Here is a 21341-nt window from a genome sequence, read left to right as displayed (position 1 = left end):
ATCGGCACCCGGATGGGGACGCGGGTCGGACGCCTGCGGTTATCTGTGACAGCCAAGACGCCACTCATCCGAATCCAGTAGTGGAATCTCTCCTTGTTCTCATCATCGGGATTCGAGACCAGGCGCAAGACCTCCGCATCGAGTATCGCCAGGAGCTTGACGCCAGAGATCCGTCCGAAACGTGTCTTCATGTGCCCCCCACTCCTCTCTTCGAGACTTGAGCACGCATTGACACAAGCCACGCTCGGCGTGCCGTACCACGACCAACCCGAGGCGCCTGCGGCAAGGCGGTTCACTGGCAGTCACTGCGTCTTCCGTGCCATGGGCCCGATGCAAGGACTCACAAGAGGAGCGCCCAGACAGACTTGCCCGCAGCATGGACAGGCAGGACGCAGTTGCGTTTCGCCGGGACTCAGCCCCCGAAAACACCACGGCCCCGCTCCCAAGACAGGGAACGGGGCCGCGATTGACCTCAAGACGGACTGCTCTGAATCCTACCGGCGCGCCTTGCCCGGCACCGTGCTCGTGACGCCCAGGTACTCCTGGAGCGGCTTGACCTCCAGGTCCGCGCGCTTGAGCGACTCCAGCGCGCCCACTGCCATGCGCGCCGCCTGCACCGTCGTGTAGTACGGCACCGAGTGCATCAACGACTCACGGCGAATCGAGAAGCTGTCGGAAATCTCCTGCTTGCCGAAGGTGGTGTTGATGACCAGCACGATCTCCCCGTCGACGATCTTGTCGACGATGTTCGGCCGGCCCTCCTTCACCTTCTGCACCACCTGCGCCTCGATGCCCTTCGTCGCCAGGTACTTGTGTGTCCCCGCCGTCACGATGAGCGTGAACCCCATCGCCCGCAGGCGCCGCGCCAGGTCCACCACCGCCGGCTTGTCGTCGTCCTTCACGGAGATGAACACCTTGCCGCTCTTCGGCAGCTTCACCCCCGCCGCCAGCTGGCTCTTCGCAAAGGCCGACGCGTAGTCCTGCGCCAGGCCCATCACCTCGCCCGTCGACTTCATCTCGGGCCCCAGGATGACGTCCACGCCCGCGAAGCGCGCGAACGGGAACACGCTCTCCTTCACCGCGACGTGGTTCATCTGGGGCTCCTGCGTCGCCCCCAGCTCCACCAGCGTCTTGCCCACCATGCACAGCGCGGCGATCTTCGCCATCGCCACACCCGTGGCCTTCGAGATGAACGGCACCGTGCGGCTCGCACGCGGGTTCACTTCCAGGATGTAGATGGTCTTCCCCTGGATGGCGAACTGCACGTTCATCAGCCCCACCACGCCCAGCTCCTGCGCTAGCGCAATCGCCTGGTCCTTCATCCGCTCCACCAGGTCCGGCGACAACGAGTGCGGCGGCAGCGTCGCCGCCGCGTCACCCGAGTGCACCCCTGCCTCCTGGATGTGCTCCAGCACCCCGCCAATCATCACCGCGCCCGTCCGGTCCGCCACCAGGTCCAGATCCACCTCGATGGCGTCCTTCAGGAACCGGTCGATGAGCACCGGGTGCTCCGGCGACGCGCTCACCGCCTCGCGCATGTACCGCTCCAGGCTGGACGCGTCGTACACCGTCTCCATCGCCCGCCCGCCCAGCACGTACGAGGGACGCACCATCACCGGATAGCCGATGCGCTCGGCCACCTTGAACGCCTCCGCGTGGCTGCGCGCCACCCCGTTCTCCGGCTGCGTCAGCCCCAGCTTCTCGATGAGCGCGCTGAACCGCTCGCGGTCCTCCGCCCGGTCAATCGCGTCCGGCGGCGTCCCGAGAATCGGCAGGCCCGCCTTCTCCAGCGGCACCGAGATGCGCAGCGGCGTCTGCCCGCCGAACTGGACAATCGCCCCCACCGGCTTCTCGCGCTGGGACACCTCGAGCACGTCCTCAATCGTCAGCGGCTCGAAGTACAGCCGGTCCGACGTGTCGTAGTCTGTCGACACCGTCTCCGGGTTGCAGTTGACCATCACCGTCTCGTACCCGGCCTCGCGCAGCGCGAAGGCCGCGTGCACGCACGCGTAGTCGAACTCGATGCCCTGCCCAATCCGGATGGGACCGCTGCCCAGGATGAGCACCTTCTGCCGGTCCGTCGGAGGCGCCTCGTCCTCCTCCTCGTACGTCGAATACAGGTACGGCGTGAAGGCCTCGAACTCCGCCGCGCACGTGTCCACCCGCTTGAACACCGGACGGATGCTGCGCGAGTGCCGGTGCGCCCGCACCTCCTCCTCCGGGTAGCCGAGCAGCTTGCCCAGGTACTTGTCGGAGAAGCCGTGCGCCTTCGCCTGCCGCAGCACCTCGTCCGGCAGCTGGTCCAACCGGCCGTACTCCTGGATGGACTGCGCCTCGCGCACCAACATCTCGATGTAGCGCAGGAACCACGGGTCGATGGCGGACAGCTGGTGCACGTCCGCCACCGTCAGGCCCTCGCGGAAGGCCTGGGCCACGAACCACGGCCGCTCGGGGCGCGGGATGCGCAGCGCCTCGCGCAGCACCTTCTCGCGCTCCTCCTTCTCCTGCGGCAGCTCGGGCGGCTCCAGCCCCACGCGCCCCAGCTCCATCGAGCGCAGCGCCTTCATGTACGCCTCGGGGAAGGTCCGGCCGATGGCCATCACCTCGCCCACCGAGCGCATGCTCGTGGTCAACGTCCGGTCCGCGTGCGGGAACTTCTCGAAGTTGAAGCGCGGCACCTTCACCACCACGTAGTCCAGCGTCGGCTCGAACGAGGCCGGCGTGTCGCGGGTGATGTCGTTGCGCAGCTCGTCCAGCGTGTAGCCCAGGGCCAGCTTCGCGGCGATCTTCGCGATGGGATACCCCGTCGCCTTCGACGCCAGCGCGCTGGAGCGGGACACGCGCGGGTTCATCTCGATGACCACCATGCGGCCATCCTTCGGGTGGATGCCGAACTGGATGTTGCTGCCACCCGTGTCGACGCCAATCTCCCGGATGATGGCCAGGGACGCCTGACGCATCCGCTGGTACTCGCGGTCCGTCAGCGTCTGCGCGGGCGCCACCGTGATGGAGTCACCCGTGTGCACCCCCATGGGGTCCAGGTTCTCGATGGAGCAGACGATGATGACGTTGTCCGCGGTGTCGCGGACCACCTCCAGCTCGTACTCCTTCCACCCCAGCACGCTCTCCTCGACGAGGATGGTGGACGTGGGCGAGGCCTTCAGGCCCGAGCGGCAGATGGTCTCGAACTCCTCGCGGTTGTAGGCGATGCCGCCGCCGGTGCCGCCGAGCGTGAAGGAGGGCCGGATGATGGACGGGAAGCCGATCTCCTCCACCAGCGACATGGCCTGGTCGAGCGTCGTCGCGTAGCCGCTCTTGGGCAGCGCCACGCCAATCTTCTGCATCGCCGCCTTGAAGAGCTGGCGGTCCTCGGCCTTGTTGATGGCCTCCAGCGACGCACCAATCAGCCGCACCCCGTACTTCTCCAGGATGCCCTGCTCGGCGAGCGCCTTGGCCAGGTTGAGGGCCGTCTGGCCCCCCATGGTGGGCAGGAGCGAGTCCGGCCGTTCGGCGGCGAGGATGCGCTCCGCCGCGTCGACGGTGATGGGCTCGATATAGGTGCGAAAGGCGAATTCGGGGTCCGTCATCACCGTGGCGGGGTTGCTGTTGAGCAGCACCACCTCCACGCCTTCATCCCGGAGAGCCTTGATGGCTTGGGTACCGGAGTAGTCGAACTCGACGGCCTGCCCGATGACAATCGGGCCCGAGCCAATCACCAGAACCTTGCGGATATCGGTACGCTTAGGCATCGGGGCGCCCCCATACCAACCTCTGCCCCGGCATGCACGGATGTTATGTGGCCGTGGCCTGCCGACCGCCCGGACGCCCGGTGCGCCGGGTCCACACCCGGCACGCGCCAAGGCGCCCCGCTCTGCTACGCTCCACCCCTTCTCGGAGGTCGCATGCGTCGCTGGTCCCTGGCCCTCATCCTCTCCCTCACGTCGCCCGCGCTCGCCCTGGCGCAGGAGACGCCCGAGCCCGCCGCCGCGCCCCCCGCCCCCCAGGAGCCCGCCGCCCAGGCCCCCGCCGCCCCGGCCCCCGTGAAGGCCGAGCCGCCCCCCGCCCCCGTCCCCAAGCCCGCCGAGGCCCCCGCCGCCGCCCCGGAGAAGCCCGCCGCCGAGGTGAAGCCTCCGCCGCCCAGGCGCGCCGAGCCCGTCGCCCCAGCGCCCGCACAGAAGCCCACCGCGGCGCCCACGACGGCCGCGGCGCCTGCGCCGATCATGCCCATGAACCTGCCGGCGGGGCTGGACACCTCGGAGCCCGCGCCGCCGTCGTCCCCGGAGGAGCTCAAGCGGCGCGACATCCAGACGAGCGCCCGCGTGCTCTTCCAGTTCCTGCTCACCGGCGATGTGCGCAGCACCGCCAACGAGCTGTTCTACCCGTTCCAGCTCGAGGACAAGCGCTACGCCACGCCCGAGGAGCTCGTCGCCGCGTGGGTGAAGCAGCTGCGACTGAAGCGCACGGACCTCATCACGCTCTACGACGTGGAGGTGCTCCCGCTCGAGGCGATGGAGAAGAAGTACGGCAAGGCCCCCGCCCGGCTCGGCCTGGACCTGCGTAACGCGAAGGACATCTGGGTGGCCGTGGGAAACCTCTCCGGCCGCGCCGCGGTGCTCGTCTACCGCCCGTATGGCGAGGAGCATCGCGCCTTCGCCTACACGGACTGAGGTGTCCTCTTCGCTCCGGCGTCGCGCTCAAGGGCGACACCGGAGCCGTCGAGGGACGTCAGCGCAGCGCCTGGACCAGCTCGCCCAGCCGCTCCAGCCCCTTGCCGAGCACCTGGCGCGAGGTCGCGAAGCTCATGCGGATGTAGCCCTCGGCGCCGAACGGATCTCCCGGCACCGCGGCGACACGGAAGTCGTCCAGCAGGATTTCGGAGAGCTGCACCGAGCCCGCCACGGCCTTCCCCTTGTAGGGCCGCCCGTAGAGGCCACGCACGTCCGCCAGCGCGTAGAAGGCGCCCTCAGGCATCCGGCAGCGCACGCCATCGAGCGCGTTGAGTCCGCCCACGAAGGAGTCCCGGCGCTCCTTGTACTCCTTCACCATGGTGGTGATTGTGTCCGGCGGCCCCTTGAGCGCCGCCAGCGCCGCCTTCTGGCCGATGGACGAGGCGTTGGACGTGGACTGGTCCTGCACCAGCTGCATCGCGGACAGCACGGGCCGGGGCCCCGCCGCGTAGCCCAGGCGCCAGCCCGTCATGGAGTACGCCTTGCTCATGCCGTTGACGACGACGAGCCGGGGCACCAGGTCCGGGGCCACGTCGCTGATGCCCAGCCGCTCGCCGGTGTAGAGGAGCTTCTCGTAGATGTCGTCGGTGACGATGAGGCAGTCGTGGCCGCGCACGGCGTCGGCGATGCCCTCCAGCGCGGCGCGCGAGTACACGGCGCCGGTGGGGTTGCCGGGGCTGTTGATGATGATGGCGCGCGTGCGCGGGGTGAGCACGCGGCGGATGGCGTCCGGGTCCGGCGCGAAGCCGTCCTCCTCGCGCGTGTTGACGATGACGGGCGTCGCGCCGGCCAGCCGCACCATGTCCGGGTAGCTGACCCAGTACGGGGCGAAGATGATGACCTCGTCACCCTCGTCGAGCACCGCCTGGCAGAAGTTGTAGAGCGCCTGCTTGCCGCCGGAGGTGACGAGCACCTGCTCGGGGGTGAAGCGCAGCCCGTTGTCGCGCTCCAGCTTGTTGCAGATGGCCTCGCGCAGCTCGGGGATGCCCGCGGTGGCGGTGTACTTGGTGAAGCCCGCGTTGAGCGCGTCGACCGCGGCCTGCTTGACGTAGTCGGGCGTGTCGAAGTCGGGCTCGCCCGCCGCCAGGACCACGACGTCCACGCCTTGGGCCGCGAGCGCCTTGGCGCGGGAGTTGAGAGCGAGCGTCGGGGAGGGCTTGATGGCCTGGAGCCGGCGGGCGAGTTTCATGGCCCGGATGCGTAGCGCGCCAGGGCCGGCCCGACAAGTGCTGTCAGGCCACTACGTCTTCCGCGCGAATTTCGCCTGCAGCCCCGCGTGAACATTGGGTGGGACGAGCCCCGTGACGTCCCCTCCGAACGAGGCGACTTCACGCACGAGCTGGGAGGAGATGTAGAAGTAGTCCTCACCCGTCATCATGAAGACGGTCTCCACGGTGGGCGCCAGCTTGCGGTTCATGTTCGCGAGCTGGAACTCGTATTCGAAGTCCGACACCGCGCGCAGCCCGCGGACGATGACGTTCACCCCGCGGCGCTTGACGTAGTCGACCAGCAGACCGTGGAAGGCGTCCACCTCCACGCGCTCGTCCTTGACAGCGTCGCGGATGAGGTCGCGGCGCTCGTCCTCGGTGAACAGGGGGGTCTTCTTGGGGTTCACCGCGATGGCGACGATGACTTTGTCGAACATCTTCAGGCTGCGCTGGATGAGGCTCAGGTGCCCGTTGGTGAGCGGATCGAACGAACCTGGGTAGATGGCGACAGGCATGAGACGGGGAGTCTCGGACGGGGCCGAGGGCCGGTCAAGCAATGCTCACGGCGCCCGGTAGAAGCTGACCACGGTGTCCCCGAAGCGGCGCTGGTCCTCCCGGGTGAGCCCGGCGTGCGACTCGGGGGCCTCCTCGCGCTTGTCGTGTTCCACGACGAGCATCCCGCCGGGCGCGAGCACCCCCGCCGCCGTGACGGCCTCCAGCACCGTCTCCACCACGCGCGCCGCGTAGGGCGGGTCCGCGAAGATGAGCTCGAAGCGGTCTCCCCGACGACCCAGGGTGTCCAGCCCCCGCACCACGGGCTGGGAGAGCAGCTCCACCTGGGCCGAGAAGCCGAGCGCCTGGGTGTTCTGCTTGCACAGGGCCTGGGCCTCGCGGTCCTGGTCGACGAGGACCAGGGCGCCCGCGCCGCGGGACAGGGCCTCCAGGCCCAGGGCGCCGGTGCCGGCGTAGAGATCGAGGACGCGCTGGCCGTCGAGGAACTGGCCGAGGATGTTGAAGAGGGTCTCCCGCACGCGGTCCGCCGTGGGGCGGATGTGCTGCGACGTGGGCTTGGGGCCGGCCAGCGCCCTGCCCTTCGCGGAGCCTGAGACGATTCGCATGGGGGGCCTTCTACACCGCGCCGGGGCTACTCGCCCTGGTTCTGCGCGAGGAAGCGCATCACGGAGTGGCCCGTGCCCGCGGCGCCCAGGGCGGCGAGGACCTCGGCGGCTTCGGCGAAGGAGAGGGCTTCGAGCCGCTCGCGGGCCTGGGGGTCGAGGGGTGGGAGGCTGTCCTCGATGACGCTCAGGAGGTCTCCGGCGGGGAGACCTGACGCGGCAGACTTGGACTCGAGGCTCTCGCGGACCTCGGAGGGCCAGGAGGTCAGGGCGAGCCGCTCGAAGGGGCCCACGCAGTCGACCTTCTTCGCGCCCGCGGCGACGTAGGTGGGGAGCATGCGGGGGAAGCCCTCGCGCACGTCGCCGACGCAGACGGAGGCGTTGTAGTCCGTGGCCAGGTCGACGATGGAGCGCAGGGTGCCCACGTCGGGTTCAGCGCCGCCGAGGTCACGTTCGGAGACGCGGACGAAGCGGAGGGGGACCTTCCACTGGGACAGGCCCTCGAGGAGCGTGCGGTAGGCGTCGATGAGCCCACCGGACGCGGGCACGGGGGCGCTGAGTTCGAGGGCGAGCTCCCGCTCCGTCACGGGGCCGACGAGGCCGTTCACGGCCTCCACGGCGGCGTAGGAGTCCAGGCGGGACAGGTCGAGGGAGACCAGGGTGAAGCCCGCGTCGACGACGCGGAAGAGGCCCTCGCGCAGGGGGGCGAGGGAGTCCTCGTCGGAGCCGGTGACGCGGATGGGACCGGCCTGGAGGAACAGGGGGCGCGCGTGCTCGGCCTCGGCGGCGGCCTCGTGCACGGCCGCGATGAAGCGCTCGGCGGCGCCACGGTCGGCGGTGGGGTGCGGACAGGCGAGGCCGAGGACCGCGTCCTCCGAGCGCGCGGCGCGGAGCAGACCCGGCAGCGCGGCCTTCGACTGGACGGGGAGACAGGCCAGGGCGACCGGGAGGCGGTCGAGGGCGCGCAGCGGCTCACGCGGGTTGAGCAGCGGCACGCGCGAGCTCGCGCCCACCCGGGCCACCGTGTTGCCCGGCCGCAATGACAGCACCTTGTCGAGCACGCTCATGGGACGCGGAGAATCGTCCGCCCGTGGGGCCCGTGGCAAGGTGAAGCTTGGGGGAGCGTCGGTTGGAGTACGGGGCCGAGTCCCCTGCTCTTCGCCATTCAGCCGTTGGCCGTAACGGCGTGGAACGGGAGCGGTCATCAGGGCGAGGCTGGCTCTGGGAAGTACAGCTCTCGGAAGCGGCTCACGTCGTCGCCGATGGGGCCGACTGGCTTCCCATCGGGCTCCAGCAGCCAAAACCAGTCGTAGCTGCCGCCCCCCAGGAAGTACTTGTGCAGTTGGACGATCAGCTTGCCATGGTGCTCTCCGCGGGGGATGACCTCCAGGGTATTGCCTGGCGAGACGAACTGCTCCTTGCCCGTGGCCACGTCCACCTTGTGTACGGCGCCCGAGGTCACCCAGGCCGCGCTCAGCAAGAAGACCGTCTTGCCATCCGGAGAGAACTGAGGCGCCTCGAGCGCTCCGAGAGACGCCTTCGGATCATCGCTCGCGGTGGAGGCGACGAGCCGCCTGGGCTTGCCGCCCGAGGTGTCCACCCACCAGACCTCATTGGCCTCGACTTCGCCCGTAGCCGACTCCACCTTCTTGCCGGAGGCATTGCGGACAAAGACGACGGCCCTGCCATCCGGAGAGAGGCTCGGCTGGGAGTCCTGCCCCGAGGAGGTCAGCGAGCGCCTCTTCCCGTTGGCCTCCACGAGCACGATCTTGCCCTTCTCCTCCACCACGGAGGGACCGCGCGCCTGAGTGGGCAAGGCAGGCAACAGGATGGACAGCATCGCCGGAACGGCGGCCTTCAGGAAGATGCGGCGGGTGGGCATGGCCTGAGTTGACCCAGTCCCTGTTCACCTCGCAACAAGCAACGCGCGCTCCTTTCGGACACGGCGAGCACTTACGCGTTCTTGATGCGGCAGGCCGCGTGCCTCGAACATCTCGGCGACCTGGAACCTCTCCTGAGTCTCCAGTGGCTTCGACGTTCCAGCCAGGGTCCGCCACGACTGCAACCTCTACAATGACACCCACCACGTCGCTCGCCGGACGGCTACACGATAGAATTTGATCGTTCGCACAGGGCACAGCCCCATTGGTACAGCCTAGATCAGATTTGCTCTTGACCCATCAGTCTCGTTCCGCCCGAATGTGTTTCGGCAGTCATCTATTTTGCTTAGACTTATTTCGCTTTCGCTTGGCGGAATCATTCAAACCTGTGCCGAGGCTGGAGTTGGCACTGAGGCTGGAGTTGGCACTGAGGCTGGAGTTGGCACTGAGGCTGGAGTTGGCACTGAGGCTGGAGTTGGCACTGAGGCTCGGCTTCAATACTGCGCGGACTGAAGGGTGCCAGCTCTGCGGGTCGGGCGGCGGTGGATGTTTCTGTGCCAGCGAAGCAATGAGTTCTTCGTTGACTTCTTGGGCTGGCGCTGGACCATAAAAATTCGCAAGCCACCAGTTGACACCAGTAAGATCGGCGGCACTCCCAATAGTCGAACTCCACAATCGTGCATTGCGAACGTTTGCACCGGAAAGGTTAGATCCCAAAAGATTAACCTGCTCGAAATTCGCATCTTCGAGATTGCATTTTGCGAGATTGGATTTTTCAAATGAAGACTTGGTAAAAATCGCTTCGCGCATATCTGAGCCGGACAAGTTGCTGCCATCAAACTGGCAAGACTGGGCTTCTATTCTTCGAAGCCTTGAGTTTGCCATGTCGGTGTAGGTGATTTCTGTGCGCAGCAGGATGGAACTGTCGAAGCAGGCCCCATGCATGATGGTGTTCTTGATTTCGATGTCCGACAACTCCTCGTTTGCCATGAAAACATAGCAGAGTGAGTGTTCTGTCTTTTTGAAGCTTGGAGAATGGTGGAGGGCGAGTGACAGTGCGACTGTTGACGACCTTAACTGGCTGACGAGAGTTGCGATGGGAGGCAGGGCACCTGGTTCATAATGATGCGGCGGGAGATGTGGCCGCCTTTTAGCCTCCTTCCCCCAAAGTTCGAGTAAGTATGCGATGGTATCTTGATTATAGCCGAGGGAAGAAACTTCTGTCGGATGCGGTTCCTCAGCGGACTGTGGCCGCGCGACTTGCTGGCTTGTTGTGATTGCGTGGGCGAGCGCACGATGGATGCGGACGTTTGCCGTTGCAATGCTTTTGGCGACGAGGCCTGGGGATTTCTTTGCAAGCTTGTGCAGTCCGTCCTGCAGTGCAACTAGGACCGTCGGATTTGCTTCTATCTGGAGGCTGGTGGATAGATGATTGATTGCGGTGGACCGATGCGGCTTTGAAAACAACAGAGGACCTGAAGAGTTTCCGATTGTTGCAATGAGTGCAGATGCGCTCGCCCGGATCAATGGGCTATCCTTGTCTCCCGAGCGCTTCAGAGCCTCGTAGAGCTGCGTTTCCTTTAGAGCTTTTGTTTGGTAGATAACATTAAAAAGAGCAACAGTGAGCGGGATTGACGTCCCCAAAAGACTAATGGCGAGAGCAAATTCCATTGAATTGATTGGCGGGCTGAGAGATTGGGGCTGGATGTGGATTTGCACTGCAAGTTTTGGCAATTGCTATGCTGGAGAATGCTCCTCGATTTTGCCCCCATTGAAGAGATGGACGCCCAAGCCTCTTCAGAGAACCTGCCGCCTCGCTGCCCAAAAGGAAGCCCCGCCCCGATTGCGGGATGGCCGAATGTCTACACCTTTCGCGCAAGCCATTTCGACCTAGACGGTGAGCGTCAAAGGTAGTTGTCGAGAGAGAGAGGAGCAGCCCCTGCGCCTCATCTGCTGCACTGCCAGGATGAGGTTCGGAGAGGGACCGACACTGACGGGCGCGCCGGAGTCCAGTTGCGTATGCCGTAGATCCAGCGCACGGGGTGACGGGCAGGGGCCCACTGGTACACTTGGTGGCGTCGAGCCAGCAGAGCCGTCTCGCGGCCGAAGTGCCTGTCGGCAGGCATGACGAAGCAGGTGGCCGAGTGCCGACGCTCGGTGTTGTACCAGCTCACGAAGCGCTCCACCCAACTGCGAGCGTCCTCGACGAACTCGAAGGGGCACCGCGTATCCAATTTGCTGGAACAGCTCCGCTCCAGTCTTTGCCTTCAAAGGGCTCCCTCTTTCTTATGCTTTTTCTTTCGCTGAAGTGCCCTCTGCAGTGATCCGCCAGTCATGCTCCAGACGGGAGGACCAGTATTTATAGGGAGTTTGGAGGGCGGTCAGTAGCACGTCAACAGCTTCGTGAAGAGCCGTCGCGTGTTCTGCGATCTGTTTGACGAGATCATCGCAAGCCTTATCAAAATACGCGTCAATCTCCCACTCGGCCAGCCAAATCTCCTCCCCGCTCAGATGCTGGGCACTCTCGATGAGAGCGATCGTATCGGTGGGCTCAATGAGAGGAGTGACCCCGGCATGAATCCATTCATTACGGATCCGCTTGAGAGGTGAGGCCACCTTCTGAAGCCGTTCTAACGGAGCCTTCAAGCGAAAGCGGTTTGTCCATTCATTCCCGACGACCGTTTTCTCATTCATCTCTTGCGGACGCAGCCCAAGAGCCAGAGTCACGCCTGTCAGCCGTATAGCGATGTCCGTTGCCGTCTGAAGTAGAACAACGAAGTTTCTGTAATGGTAGGCGACGTATTCCGCCCTGCGAATCCTCAGCCTCTTCAATGCCCGGCCCTTAGGGCGGTGAACCATGAAGTTGGCGATGACGCGGAGTTGCTCGGGAAGATCCGCAAGGCGCGTCGCGTAGCGGAAGACTTCAGATTGGTAGAACTCTACAAGCGAGAGTTCCACCTCCACCTTCTGACCAGGACGGCTTCCGGTTTGACGAGCCGTGTCAGCAAACTTGTTCTGCCACTGGCGCCCGCTTTCCAAGAGAAACACCAGGAAGGGGTGGGGTTTGTTCGTCGCAGGCTTCTTCTTTGAAGTCGTGCTCATATGGAAAATCCAATAACTCTGGGTGTGCGCGGCGTCCCCCTGCCAGACGCAGGCGAACAGAAGTAGACGAGAAACGCATTTCCTCCCTGACAGCGCTTGGGCTTTGTCCGCTTCAAGCATAGGCGACAAGGCGGCCCTCCTGCTGGGCAGGCCGACTGGTGCCGGGAGGCGACGGTGGCAGCGTAGCGGCACAGCCATTACAGATGCTGCCTATCGTTCGCGCATGCAGGTGCGTATTGGGCATGCTGGGAGACGCCCTTGAAGAAGGAGCACCAAGGCCGTTTTCTGGGAGGGAACCGGAAGTCCACTTCCAGCCAGTGCAGCCGCTGCGGCGGCGAGCACCCTTAGTGGTCCTGCTGCACGTCCTCCGGCCCTTGCGCGGGATTTGCCTCCTCTCTCCAGCAGACTCAGTCCCTAGTGACGACCCGCAGCCGTCGCTCCACCTCACCTTGCGTGGGCAGCGGCAACGCCTCGAAGCGCATGCCGCCCTCCTGCTGGTCCGCCCACCCACGACCCCTCCTGCTTCTCCCCAGCCCCACATCACCAGGGCACATGCTGCCGTCAGTTTCCCACGGATTTTTGTGAATCGGGGAGTTCCGGCCGCTCGCGTCCGTGAGCGGCTGGACCCAGTTGGCTGCATGTGCCCTCAGTGTGCCCCTCCAGCGTGGATTGACGCGGAGCACCGGGGAACGGCGCGGGATGACGAACCCGAGGGAAATCAAGGTGATAGCGGGTAACAGCGCGTCCTGCCTGGGGTTTGCTATCGCCCTGCCCACGGGTTCAAGTCCCGTACTCCTCAGCCCCTCGCGCGGTCGAGTTGACGGAGGCTCGGGGCACTTCGCTCCGCGGCGGCCCGTAACCGTGCGTCACAGGTCTAGTCTTCCCCCGTGGACTGGAACGATCTCCGCTACTTCCTCGCCCTGGCGCGGCTCGGGTCGGTGCGCGCCGCCGGCGCTGCACTCGGCGTGAGCCACAGCACGGTCGTTCGGCGGGTCGACGCGCTCGAGTTCGAGCTGAGGACCCGGCTGTTCGACCGGCATCGCAACGGGTTCGTGCTCACCGATGCTGGCGAGCGAATGATGCCGGCCGCCGTGCGCGTCGAAGACGAGGTATGCGCGCTGACGCGCGGTGCTGCCGGACATGACGAGAGCCTGTCGGGGACGGTCCATCTCACTTGCATCTGCTGGTGCGCGCGGCGATCGAGGGATGGGGTCGACATCTCGCGGAACATGATCGCCATCGCCCACCGCAAGGCCGCGGCTGCGGGCACCGCGAACGTCGTCTTCCACGCGCAGCCTTCCGGCACGCTGGCCACGTTCACAGACGCGCAGTTCGACTGCGTATGCGCCTACAACCTCCTGCATTTGCTTGACGATCCCGCGGCGCTCCTGCGAGCGATGTATCGCGTGACCGTGCCGGGGGGCACGCTCGTCACCTCCACTGCGTGCCTCGGCGGCCCCTGGGGCCGATCTTCGGGGGCTTCCTCGCGGTGGCTTGGCAAGGCGCCACGGGTGACGGTGCTCCGCCGAGACAAGCTTCGGGCTGCTGTCGCCGATGTGGGATTCGTCGACATCGAGACGCCCGACGTCGGCGACAGCACGCAGAACGTATTCCTGATAGCGCGCAAGCCGCGATGAGCTGGCGGTCCCAGACCACTCTCGGGGCAGAACGGACGTCACCGTCCGGCGAGCGACATGGCGGGAGGCACTGCCGGGCCAGCAGTTGTGGAGGGCCCTGGCCGGAATGTCGAAGCCGGTTGAGAAGCCGGATTGGTTCCAGGTCGCCGAAGCCTTCGATGCGAGCGGCCTGACCTCGGTGTCTTCAGGCTCCTTCGCGTCTCCAGAGTGTCTCCAGACTGGAGACTCACCCCACCCCTCTACCCCGTGGACTTCTCGACCGGGACAGGGCCTGGACGCGGAAGCGTGACAGGGAGAGGTCGTGTCTCGGTATTCGCCAGCCGCTCGAGAGGTCGGAAGAGCGACATGACGCCATGGCCCAACACGGGCAAGGCCACGGAGGGCTGGAGAACCGCCTCCAGCCCCGCGTGCAAGTGCAGGATCCGGTAGAACTGGCGATGGACGTGCGCGTCAGTCGACGTGCGCTCCATCAGCCGCAGGATGTACCAGTGCAGCAAGCCCAGCCCGAAGGGCCGCTTCCCGACGGCCTGCGGATACAGCAGGTCCATGCCCGTCCCCAACAGCCACGGGAGCCGGATGACTTCTGGCAGCCGCTCGCGGAAGCGCTGCGCCAGGCCCGACAGCTCGCCTCGTTCGGCCTGCTCGCGAAGGCAGGCGTCCAGCAGCTCGGCGCCAAGCCCCGCCACCGACATGCCTTGCCCGTAGAGGGGGTTGAAGGCACACGCGGCGTCTCCCAGGATGACCAGCCCTTCGGGAAAGCGGGGCAGCTTCTCGTAGTGCCGCCACCGGCAGTCCTTCACCTTGTGCTGGGAGATGGGCCCTATCGGCGTGGCCTCTTTCAGGGAGTCGTACAGGTCCGGACGCGTCAGTGAGCGCGCGTACTCGAGGAACCCCGCGTACTCGGTCGGCGCGTGCTCCCCGAAGTAGCCATTGAGGGTGACGATCCACCGGCCTCCCTCGACCTGAGAGATGAAACCCGCGCGCCAGACCTTGGGAGGATTTGGATAGAGAAAGAGCGCCTTCCATTCCTTATGGAAGTGGGGCGGCGGCTCGTGCAGGCACGTCGTGTAGGAAAGGTCCACGATGACCTGCTCTTCCTCCGGGCGCGCGTAGCCGATGGCTTCCAACCACTGAGGCATCCGCGAGCCGCGGCCGCTGGCATCCACGACGAGGTCCGCCTCCCACGACTCCTCGCCCTGGGGTGTCTTGACCCGGACGCCCGTGATGCGTCCCGTGCCCTTCTCGTCGTGGATGAGCCCTTCGATGGAGCAGCCCTCGCGCACCACGACGTTGGGCCGCGCCTTCACCCGGCGCAGGACGTTCCACTCGAGCAGGGGCCGGGTGCACAGCAACCCGGGGATGCCGCTGGTGCGGCGCAGCTTCCACACCCCGAAGTGGTGCCACGCGAGGTCCCCACTCGAGTCGATGAGCTCGGCGCCCTCGACCTGGAGGTGCTCGAACAGGTCCGGGAAGTACTTGTCGAGGATGCGCCGGCCCGCATCCAGCAGCACGTGGATGTGCGGCCCTTGCGGAACACCCTTGCGCGCGGCGGGCCCGTCCCCCCGGACATCCCGCTCCACCAGCGTCACCTTGTCGAAGTGGTCCGCGAGCACCCGCGCGCTCAGGAGTCCCGCCATGCTGCCGCCGATGACCACGGCGCTTCCGAATCTGCGTCCAGAGGGTTCCAAGTCCCAAGCCTCCACGGTTTCATGTCGTGGCGCTGCTGCGCTGAGAGGGGTACGCCTTCCCCCGGGGCCGCGCGCGCCCGCCGAGGAGATTGCACATCACCGGTCTGACATGCCCTCTCGGGCCCGGGGCCCGAATGACAAGATCAGCGGCTCCTTCTCGACATCGTGGTGGCCTCCTTCAACAGGCGCTGAGTGTATCCTGCGCGTCCACGCAGGACCATGAAGAGGCCCGTATGCTCGCTGGACGTCTGGGTTCACGCCGCTGGCTCGTGCTGTCGTCGCTGGGAGTGAGCGCGCTGGGCTGTGGTGGTTCGCTGGAGGCAGTCGAAGACACGGCGCTCCGCGACACGGAGGCGTCCCTCGCGGGACTCCAGGGCAACACGGTGCATGGGCGCTGGCTCGGCTCGGGTGGCAGGAATCCCACGCATCCCGGCAATCGCACCTTCATCGTCGACCATGCGGGCCCCACGGCGACGGTGACCTTCTCGCTCACCTCGTCCGTGGACGCCTATCTCTACCTCCTCGATGCGAGCGGCAACGTGCTCGCCGAGGACGACAACAGCGCGGGCAACCTGGGCGCGCGGCTCTCGGTCTCCCTGGCCCCCGGCACGTACAAGCTCGTCGCGGCGACCGCGTCACCGGGCCAGAGTGCGGACCTCACCCTCTCCTCCGACAAGGCGCCGCTGCGCTTCAGCCAGCGACTCCTCCTCAAGCCCGTGTCGGCGTTCCAGTGGATCTACGACGACAGCGGCACGGGCTCGAACAACGACGTCTCCATCTGGCGCCCCAACCTCTCCCAGGCTCCGGGCTACTACTCCCTGGGCGACGTCGCGATGCCCAACGGCGGCGGCGGTCCCGCCCCCTCGACGGCGCTCGTGGTGCAAGGCGAGGGAGACCTGCTCGCGCGGCCCGTGGACTACGTCTGGATCTGGAACGACAAGGGCTCCGGCGGCACCCATGACGGCTCGTTCTGGGAGCCCGTGGCGCCTGCTGGCTACACCTGCCTCGGCGCCGTGGGCGTGCTGGGCTACGGCAAGCCCTCCACGGACCTCATCCGCTGCATCAAGAGCGAGTACGTGGTGGCCGCCGACCCGACCGCACTGTGGAATGACAGCGGCTCCGGCGCGGACAATGACGTGGGGCTCTGGCAGCCGAACGCCCGGGATCACCGGGGACTGCCCGCCACCACCTTCGTCGCGCGCCCCAGTCACTCGGACACGGGAGGCAGCCGCTACTGGGCCCTCAACAAGAGCGCGACGGCGCACCCGGAGCTCCAGGGGCTGCCCGTGAGCGCGGCCACGGCGGCGGCCTTCGCCCCTCGCGTGTGGCTCCACCCGAACGAGGCATACTTCCCCTCCTCCACCGAGTTCCACCTCGCCAACGTGCACGTGGAGGGCGGTCATCAGGTGACGAACCAGGCGCTGGGCTGTGACTCGTGCACGGACCCGCAGTTCCTGGATGGACAGCGGCCGAACCAGACGCCGGTGCCTGTCTATGCGGAAGTCATCACCCGCACCGTGAATGGCCAGGCCACGTCCACCACGGACGTGGTGTACTGGATGTTCTACCCTTACAACAATGGCAAGCGTGTCTGCATCGGCTGGTACTCGCCTTGGGGTTGCGTGGGCGGCTACTCGACCTTCGGCAACCACGTGGGTGATTGGGAGCACGCCACGGTGCGCTTCGTGGACGGCCGCCCGTCGCAGGTCTATCTGAGCCAACACGCCGGTGGGCAGACCTTCACCTATGGAGACAAGGGCCTGGGTCTGTTGGGCTGGCGACCGGAGCTCTTCTCCGCGCAGGGCTCGCATGGCCTCTACGCGGATGCCGCGCGGCACATCTACCGGAACCTGCCCAACGGCGACTTCCTGGCGGATGACACCGGCCGGGGAATCGTTTGGGACACGTGGAGCGCGCTGGTGCCCTTCGACTGGCGCACGCCGGGCACCTTCGAGGGGAGCCTGTCCTGGCTGAACCGCACCGAGCGCTGGGGCAATCCAAAGTCAGGCTGCGAAGTGTCCGAGCCCATCACTGGCGAGTGCATCCTCAACGACGGGCCCACCGGGCCCATGTCCAAGAGCGCGTCCCGGCCGGACTTCCTGCCCCTCGACTGACCCACGTCGGGTTCAGCGCCGCCGAGGTCACGTTCGGAGACTCGGACGATGCGGGCGTGGGGGCGCTGAGTTCGAGGGCGAGCTCGCGCTCCGTCACGTACTCCTCGCCCCTGGAGGCACCTGGAATCGAGCGGGAAACCTCAAGGATTCCAGGCGCTTTGTCCCCGTCCTGTGCTTCAGCCCCTCGCGCGGTGGAGTTGACGGAGGCTCGGGGCACTTCGCTCCGCGGCGGCTCGTCACCGTGCGTCACAGGTATAGTCTTCCCCCGTGGACTGGAACGATCTCCGCTACTTCCTCGCGCTGGCTCGGCTCGGATCGGTGCGCGCCGCCGGCGCTGCACTCGGCGTGAGCCACAGCACGGTCGTCCGGCGGGTCGACGCGCTCGAGCTCGAGCTGAGGACCCGGCTGTTCGACCGGCATCGCGACGGGTTCGTGCTCACCGATGCCGGCGAGCGAATGATGCCGGCCGCCGTGCGCGTCGAAGACGAGGTATGCGCGCTGACGCGCGGTGCTGCCGGACATGACGAGAGCCTGTCGGGGACGGTCCATCTCACGTGCTGCGACGAGTACGTCGCAGGGCAGATCCTCGAGGACCTGCGGCCCTGGTGCGCGCAGCACCCGAGCGTGGAGATCGCGGTCACGACCGACAGCCGGCCCTTCAACCTCGCCAAGGGCGAAGCCGACCTCGCCGTGCGGGTGCTCCCCAGAGACACCACGCCGCCGGAGTACCTGGCCGGGCGGCGGCTTGCCCCCATCGTGTGCGTCAACTTCGTTGGCGCGGCGCATGTGGAGCGGCTCGATCCACGCGGGGGCGCGGCGCGGTGGCTCACCATCGAAGATCGCCGTCAACTCGAGCCCCTCATCCGCGAGGGCAGCTATCCGGGGCTGCCGATGTGGGGCGCGTTCTCCACCTTGCATCTGCTGGTGCGCGCGGCGATCGAGGGGCTCGGCCTCGTGATCCTCCCCGCCTATGTCGGTGACGCGGAGCCCGGGCTGGTGCGGCTTCCAGAGGCAGACGCCCGGCACGTCGCCGATATCTGGCTCCTGTACCACCCGGACCTGCGCGACAACGCGCGCGTGCAGGCGGTCCGCGGCGTCATCCGCGAGGGGTTCGAGCGCCGCATCGCGCGGTACGCCGGGCGGCGCACGGACGCACCACAGCGTTCCGCCGACGCACCAGGCTGATCGAACGCCTCCGGTGTATCCAGCAGCGGACCAGGAGGCCGACATGACGACGGACCCGAACGCTCGATTCTGGGACAGAATCGCCGAGAAGTACGCGAAGAAACCGCTCCCGAACCCCGCCGCGACCGCTCGCAAGCTCGCACTGAACAGGGATCGGCTCCGCCCGACGGACCGACTGCTCGACGTGGGGTGTGGCACCGGCAGCATCGTCCTCGAGCTCGCTCCCCACGTGGCGGAGGCACATGGGGTCGACATCTCGCGGAACATGATCGCCATCGCCCACCGCAAGGCCGCGGCTGCGGGCACCGCGAACGTCGTCTTCCACGCGCAGCCTGCCGGCACGCTGGACGCGTTCACGGACGCGCAGTTCGACTGCGTATGCGCCTACAACCTCCTGCACCTGCTCGACGATCCAGCGGCGCTCCTGCAAGCGATGTATCGCGTGACCGCGCCGGGAGGCACGCTCGTCACCTCCACTGCGTGCCTCGGCGGCCCCCTGGGGTCACTGATCGGGGGCCTCCTCACGGTGATGCGTTGGCTCGGCAAGGCGCCACGGGTGGCGGTGCTCCGCCGCGACGAGCTTCGGGCCGCTGTCGCCGATGCGGGATTCGTCGATATCGAGACGCCCGACGTCGGAGACAGCGCGCAGAACGTATTCCTGATGGCGCGCAAGCCGCGATGAGCTGGCGGTGACGGTCCTCTCGCCGAGCAGAACGGACGTCACCGTCCGGCGAGCGACGTGGCGGGAGGCCTTGTCGGGTCAGCACTGCCGAGTCAGGGCCCGCGGGGTGAATGGGGAGGCCCGTCAGGCGCGGTGGCAGGTGGGACAGCGCGGCAACCCAGTAGCAATCACACGCGCCGTGGCGAGCCCAGAATCCCGAGCAGTATGGGTTCACCGGACAATCGCATCGCGGCTGTAAAGCGCGAACCGCAACAAGTCCGCTCCGCCTCCCGGGCGTTCTATCGGGCAACACATGCGCGGCTTAAACTCCACCGCGCCACACCCCTCCTCGGCCCGAATCCCTGACCGGGGCAAGCCTGCTTCAGGAGCACGTCATGAACAGATGTCTCAGCATCCTCTGCGCGGCCCTCCTCGTCTCCACCGCGCTGGGGTCAGGAGTCGCGACGGCCAGCCCGACGTTTCCGTATCCCTGGCCGGACTACTCGGTGGTGCCGGTGTTGTTCGTGCCCACCGACTGGAGCGTGAGCAGCGCCGAGGTGCAATCAGAGGCTACCGCCATCAACAACGCGATGGCAGACATCCAGCGCTTCTATGGGACCTACAACAACGGGGCGACCTTCGTGCTGAACCCGGTGCAGGTGATCCAGGCCAACGGCGCCAAGGAGTCGTACGGCATCTCCTGGGGACCGGGGAACATCTACGACGACGGGGTCATCACCATCACGGGCAACATGGAGGGGGCCGTCATGGCGGAGCTGCACTCGCGCGGCTTCCCCACCCCTCCAGCCCAGAATCAGAGCGGCTACGTCACGATGATCTTCTTCAAGGGCGCCGGAGGCTTCGCTGGAGGCCGTGGATATACCGGCGGCAACGGCGGCCAGGCCATCGTCGGCGACTGGGCCATCGACAGCCTCCAGGGCCACGTGGCGGAGGGCGCCTACTGGTGGTCCGGCCAGCGCAAGCAGACCGGCGCGGTCGCTCACGAGCTCGGCCACGGCTTCGGCCTTCCCCACCCCGATAGCGTGGGCTGGGGGATGGAGACCTCCGTGATGGGCTTCTGGTGGGACTACCCGACCATCGGTCTGAACGACTACGACCGGACCTCCCTCGCCACGAACAAGAGCGCCTTCTTCACCGTTCCGGCGGCGCCGACCGGACAGACGGCGACCGCGCTCAATGGCACCAGCATCCGTGTCAACTGGACCGACCAGTCCAACAATGAAACCGGATTCCAGCTCACCAACGGAGTCACGACCGTGAGCCTGGGCGCCAACACCACCACGTACACGTGGGCGGGCCTGTCGCCCAACACCTATATGTGCTTCGCCATCCGCGCCTACAGCGCCACGGGCACCTCCCCCTGGACGCCGTGGGCATGCACCACCACGCCCGCGGGGCCGGCCGCGCCGACGAATCAAACGGCCACCGCCCTCAGCGGCACCAGCATCCGGGTGAACTGGACGGACACCTCTGGCAATGAGACCGGGTTCCAGCTCACCAACGGAGTCACGACCATGAGCCTCGGCGCCAACACCACCACGTACACCTGGTCGGGCCTGTCTCAAAACACTTACATGTGTTTTGCCATTCGCTCGGTGAACGCGGCGGGCGCCTCCGCCTGGACGCCGTGGGCATGCACCACCACGCCCACGGTGCCCGCCATGCCGACGAATCAGACGGCCACCGCCCTCAGCAGCTCCAGCATCCGGGTGAACTGGACGGACACCTCTGGCAACGAGACCGGGTTCCAGCTGACCAACGGTGTCACCACGCTGAACCTCGGCGCCAACACCACCTCGTATACCTGGGGCGGCCTCGCGGCTGGCACATACATGTGCTTCGCCATCCGCTCCCAGAACGTGGCGGGCGACTCCGCCTGGACGCCGTGGGCCTGCACGACGACACCGTAGGCTCGGGCACTCCTCGGGCTGAGGCACCACTCGGCGCCCTGTCGTGGGCCGAAGTGTCGGCCTCCCTCCCCTCCGCGCGGCAGTACGGGCCGC

15 protein-coding genes are annotated in these 21341 nt (G+C 66.7%); 6 read left to right on the top strand and 9 right to left on the bottom strand.

The window, feature by feature from the left end; genetic code table 11:
• Positions 1-494 precede the first annotated feature (494 nt).
• Entirely contained in the window at positions 495-3749 is a 3255-nt protein-coding gene (gene carB / locus LXT21_RS15230; protein ID WP_254038853.1) for a carbamoyl-phosphate synthase large subunit, read from the bottom strand.
• Between the two features lie 153 nt (positions 3750-3902).
• On the opposite strand from carB, the gene LXT21_RS15225 reads away from it, so the two are divergent.
• Positions 3903-4667 carry a hypothetical protein gene (locus LXT21_RS15225; protein WP_254038852.1) on the top strand — a complete coding sequence of 255 codons (765 nt, stop codon included), beginning with the start codon at positions 3903-3905 and terminating at the stop codon, positions 4665-4667.
• A gap of 58 nt (positions 4668-4725) precedes the next feature.
• Here LXT21_RS15225 and LXT21_RS15220 read toward each other — a convergent pair whose 3' ends face one another.
• The 7 genes from LXT21_RS15220 to LXT21_RS15190 all read right to left on the bottom strand — a co-directional run bounded on the left by LXT21_RS15220 (position 4726) and on the right by LXT21_RS15190 (position 12032).
• Positions 4726-5916 (bottom strand): pyridoxal phosphate-dependent aminotransferase, encoded by a 1191-nt coding sequence (locus LXT21_RS15220; protein ID WP_254038851.1) that lies wholly within the window; start codon positions 5914-5916, stop codon positions 4726-4728.
• 51 nt (positions 5917-5967) lie between these two features.
• Positions 5968-6450 carry a pantetheine-phosphate adenylyltransferase gene (coaD, locus tag LXT21_RS15215; RefSeq protein WP_254038850.1) on the bottom strand — a complete coding sequence of 161 codons (483 nt, stop codon included), beginning with the start codon at positions 6448-6450 and terminating at the stop codon, positions 5968-5970.
• Between the two features lie 45 nt (positions 6451-6495).
• A complete protein-coding gene (rsmD, locus tag LXT21_RS15210) occupies positions 6496-7053 on the bottom strand; it encodes a 16S rRNA (guanine(966)-N(2))-methyltransferase RsmD (RefSeq protein WP_254038849.1) in 558 nt (185 codons plus the stop codon).
• 26 nt (positions 7054-7079) lie between these two features.
• A complete protein-coding gene (locus tag LXT21_RS15205) occupies positions 7080-8117 on the bottom strand; it encodes a hypothetical protein (protein ID WP_254038848.1) in 1038 nt (345 codons plus the stop codon).
• A 137-nt stretch (positions 8118-8254) separates the two neighbouring features.
• Positions 8255-8932, bottom strand: coding sequence for a TolB family protein (locus tag LXT21_RS15200; protein ID WP_254038847.1), 678 nt, complete (start codon positions 8930-8932; stop codon positions 8255-8257).
• 331 nt (positions 8933-9263) lie between these two features.
• Complete coding sequence (locus LXT21_RS45375) at positions 9264-10649, bottom strand: pentapeptide repeat-containing protein (RefSeq protein ID WP_254038846.1); 1386 nt, start codon at positions 10647-10649, stop codon at positions 9264-9266.
• Positions 10650-11216: 567 nt separating this feature from the next.
• Positions 11217-12032, bottom strand: a complete 816-nt coding sequence (locus LXT21_RS15190; RefSeq protein WP_254038845.1) for a hypothetical protein — start codon at positions 12030-12032, stop codon at positions 11217-11219.
• 887 nt (positions 12033-12919) lie between these two features.
• Between LXT21_RS15190 and LXT21_RS15185 the strand changes: the two genes are divergently transcribed.
• Positions 12920-13669 carry a LysR family transcriptional regulator gene (locus LXT21_RS15185; RefSeq protein WP_254038844.1) on the top strand — a complete coding sequence of 250 codons (750 nt, stop codon included), beginning with the start codon at positions 12920-12922 and terminating at the stop codon, positions 13667-13669.
• A gap of 239 nt (positions 13670-13908) precedes the next feature.
• Here the strand turns inward: LXT21_RS15185 and LXT21_RS15180 are convergent, their stop codons facing one another.
• Positions 13909-15357, bottom strand: a complete 1449-nt coding sequence (locus LXT21_RS15180) for an FAD-dependent oxidoreductase (RefSeq protein ID WP_254038843.1) — start codon at positions 15355-15357, stop codon at positions 13909-13911.
• Positions 15358-15590: 233 nt separating this feature from the next.
• Between LXT21_RS15180 and LXT21_RS15175 the strand changes: the two genes are divergently transcribed.
• The 4 genes from LXT21_RS15175 (at position 15591) to LXT21_RS15160 (ending at position 21248) form a co-directional block, all read left to right on the top strand.
• The gene (locus tag LXT21_RS15175; protein ID WP_254038842.1) at positions 15591-17471 is read left to right on the top strand and encodes a Vps62-related protein; all 1881 of its coding nucleotides are present in this window, start codon (positions 15591-15593) and stop codon (positions 17469-17471) included.
• A gap of 267 nt (positions 17472-17738) precedes the next feature.
• Complete coding sequence (locus tag LXT21_RS15170) at positions 17739-18656, top strand: LysR family transcriptional regulator (RefSeq protein ID WP_254038841.1); 918 nt, start codon at positions 17739-17741, stop codon at positions 18654-18656.
• A 43-nt stretch (positions 18657-18699) separates the two neighbouring features.
• The gene (locus LXT21_RS15165; protein WP_254038840.1) at positions 18700-19338 is read left to right on the top strand and encodes a class I SAM-dependent methyltransferase; all 639 of its coding nucleotides are present in this window, start codon (positions 18700-18702) and stop codon (positions 19336-19338) included.
• Between the two features lie 374 nt (positions 19339-19712).
• On the top strand, positions 19713-21248 hold the full coding sequence (locus LXT21_RS15160; protein ID WP_254038839.1) for a fibronectin type III domain-containing protein: 1536 nt from the start codon (positions 19713-19715) through the stop codon (positions 21246-21248).
• Positions 21249-21341: the final 93 nt, after the last annotated feature.

The sequence above is a fragment of the Myxococcus guangdongensis genome, from assembly GCF_024198255.1.
GTDB lineage: Bacteria > Myxococcota > Myxococcia > Myxococcales > Myxococcaceae > Myxococcus > Myxococcus guangdongensis.
This window is presented reverse-complemented; position numbering and strand designations above follow the sequence as displayed.

Coding starts and splice junctions, on each gene's coding strand:
- carB (WP_254038853.1), bottom strand. CDS start 3,749: ATGCCTAAGCGTACCGATATCCGCAAGGTTCTGGTGATTGGCTCGGGC.
- LXT21_RS15205 (WP_254038848.1), bottom strand. CDS start 8,117: ATGAGCGTGCTCGACAAGGTGCTGTCATTGCGGCCGGGCAACACGGTG.
- LXT21_RS15160 (WP_254038839.1), top strand. CDS start 19,713: ATGAACAGATGTCTCAGCATCCTCTGCGCGGCCCTCCTCGTCTCCACC.
- LXT21_RS15225 (WP_254038852.1), top strand. CDS start 3,903: ATGCGTCGCTGGTCCCTGGCCCTCATCCTCTCCCTCACGTCGCCCGCG.
- LXT21_RS15200 (WP_254038847.1), bottom strand. CDS start 8,932: ATGCCCACCCGCCGCATCTTCCTGAAGGCCGCCGTTCCGGCGATGCTG.
- LXT21_RS15220 (WP_254038851.1), bottom strand. CDS start 5,916: ATGAAACTCGCCCGCCGGCTCCAGGCCATCAAGCCCTCCCCGACGCTC.
- rsmD (WP_254038849.1), bottom strand. CDS start 7,053: ATGCGAATCGTCTCAGGCTCCGCGAAGGGCAGGGCGCTGGCCGGCCCC.
- LXT21_RS15165 (WP_254038840.1), top strand. CDS start 18,700: ATGACGACGGACCCGAACGCTCGATTCTGGGACAGAATCGCCGAGAAG.
- LXT21_RS15190 (WP_254038845.1), bottom strand. CDS start 12,032: ATGAGCACGACTTCAAAGAAGAAGCCTGCGACGAACAAACCCCACCCC.
- coaD (WP_254038850.1), bottom strand. CDS start 6,450: ATGCCTGTCGCCATCTACCCAGGTTCGTTCGATCCGCTCACCAACGGG.
- LXT21_RS15175 (WP_254038842.1), top strand. CDS start 15,591: ATGCTCGCTGGACGTCTGGGTTCACGCCGCTGGCTCGTGCTGTCGTCG.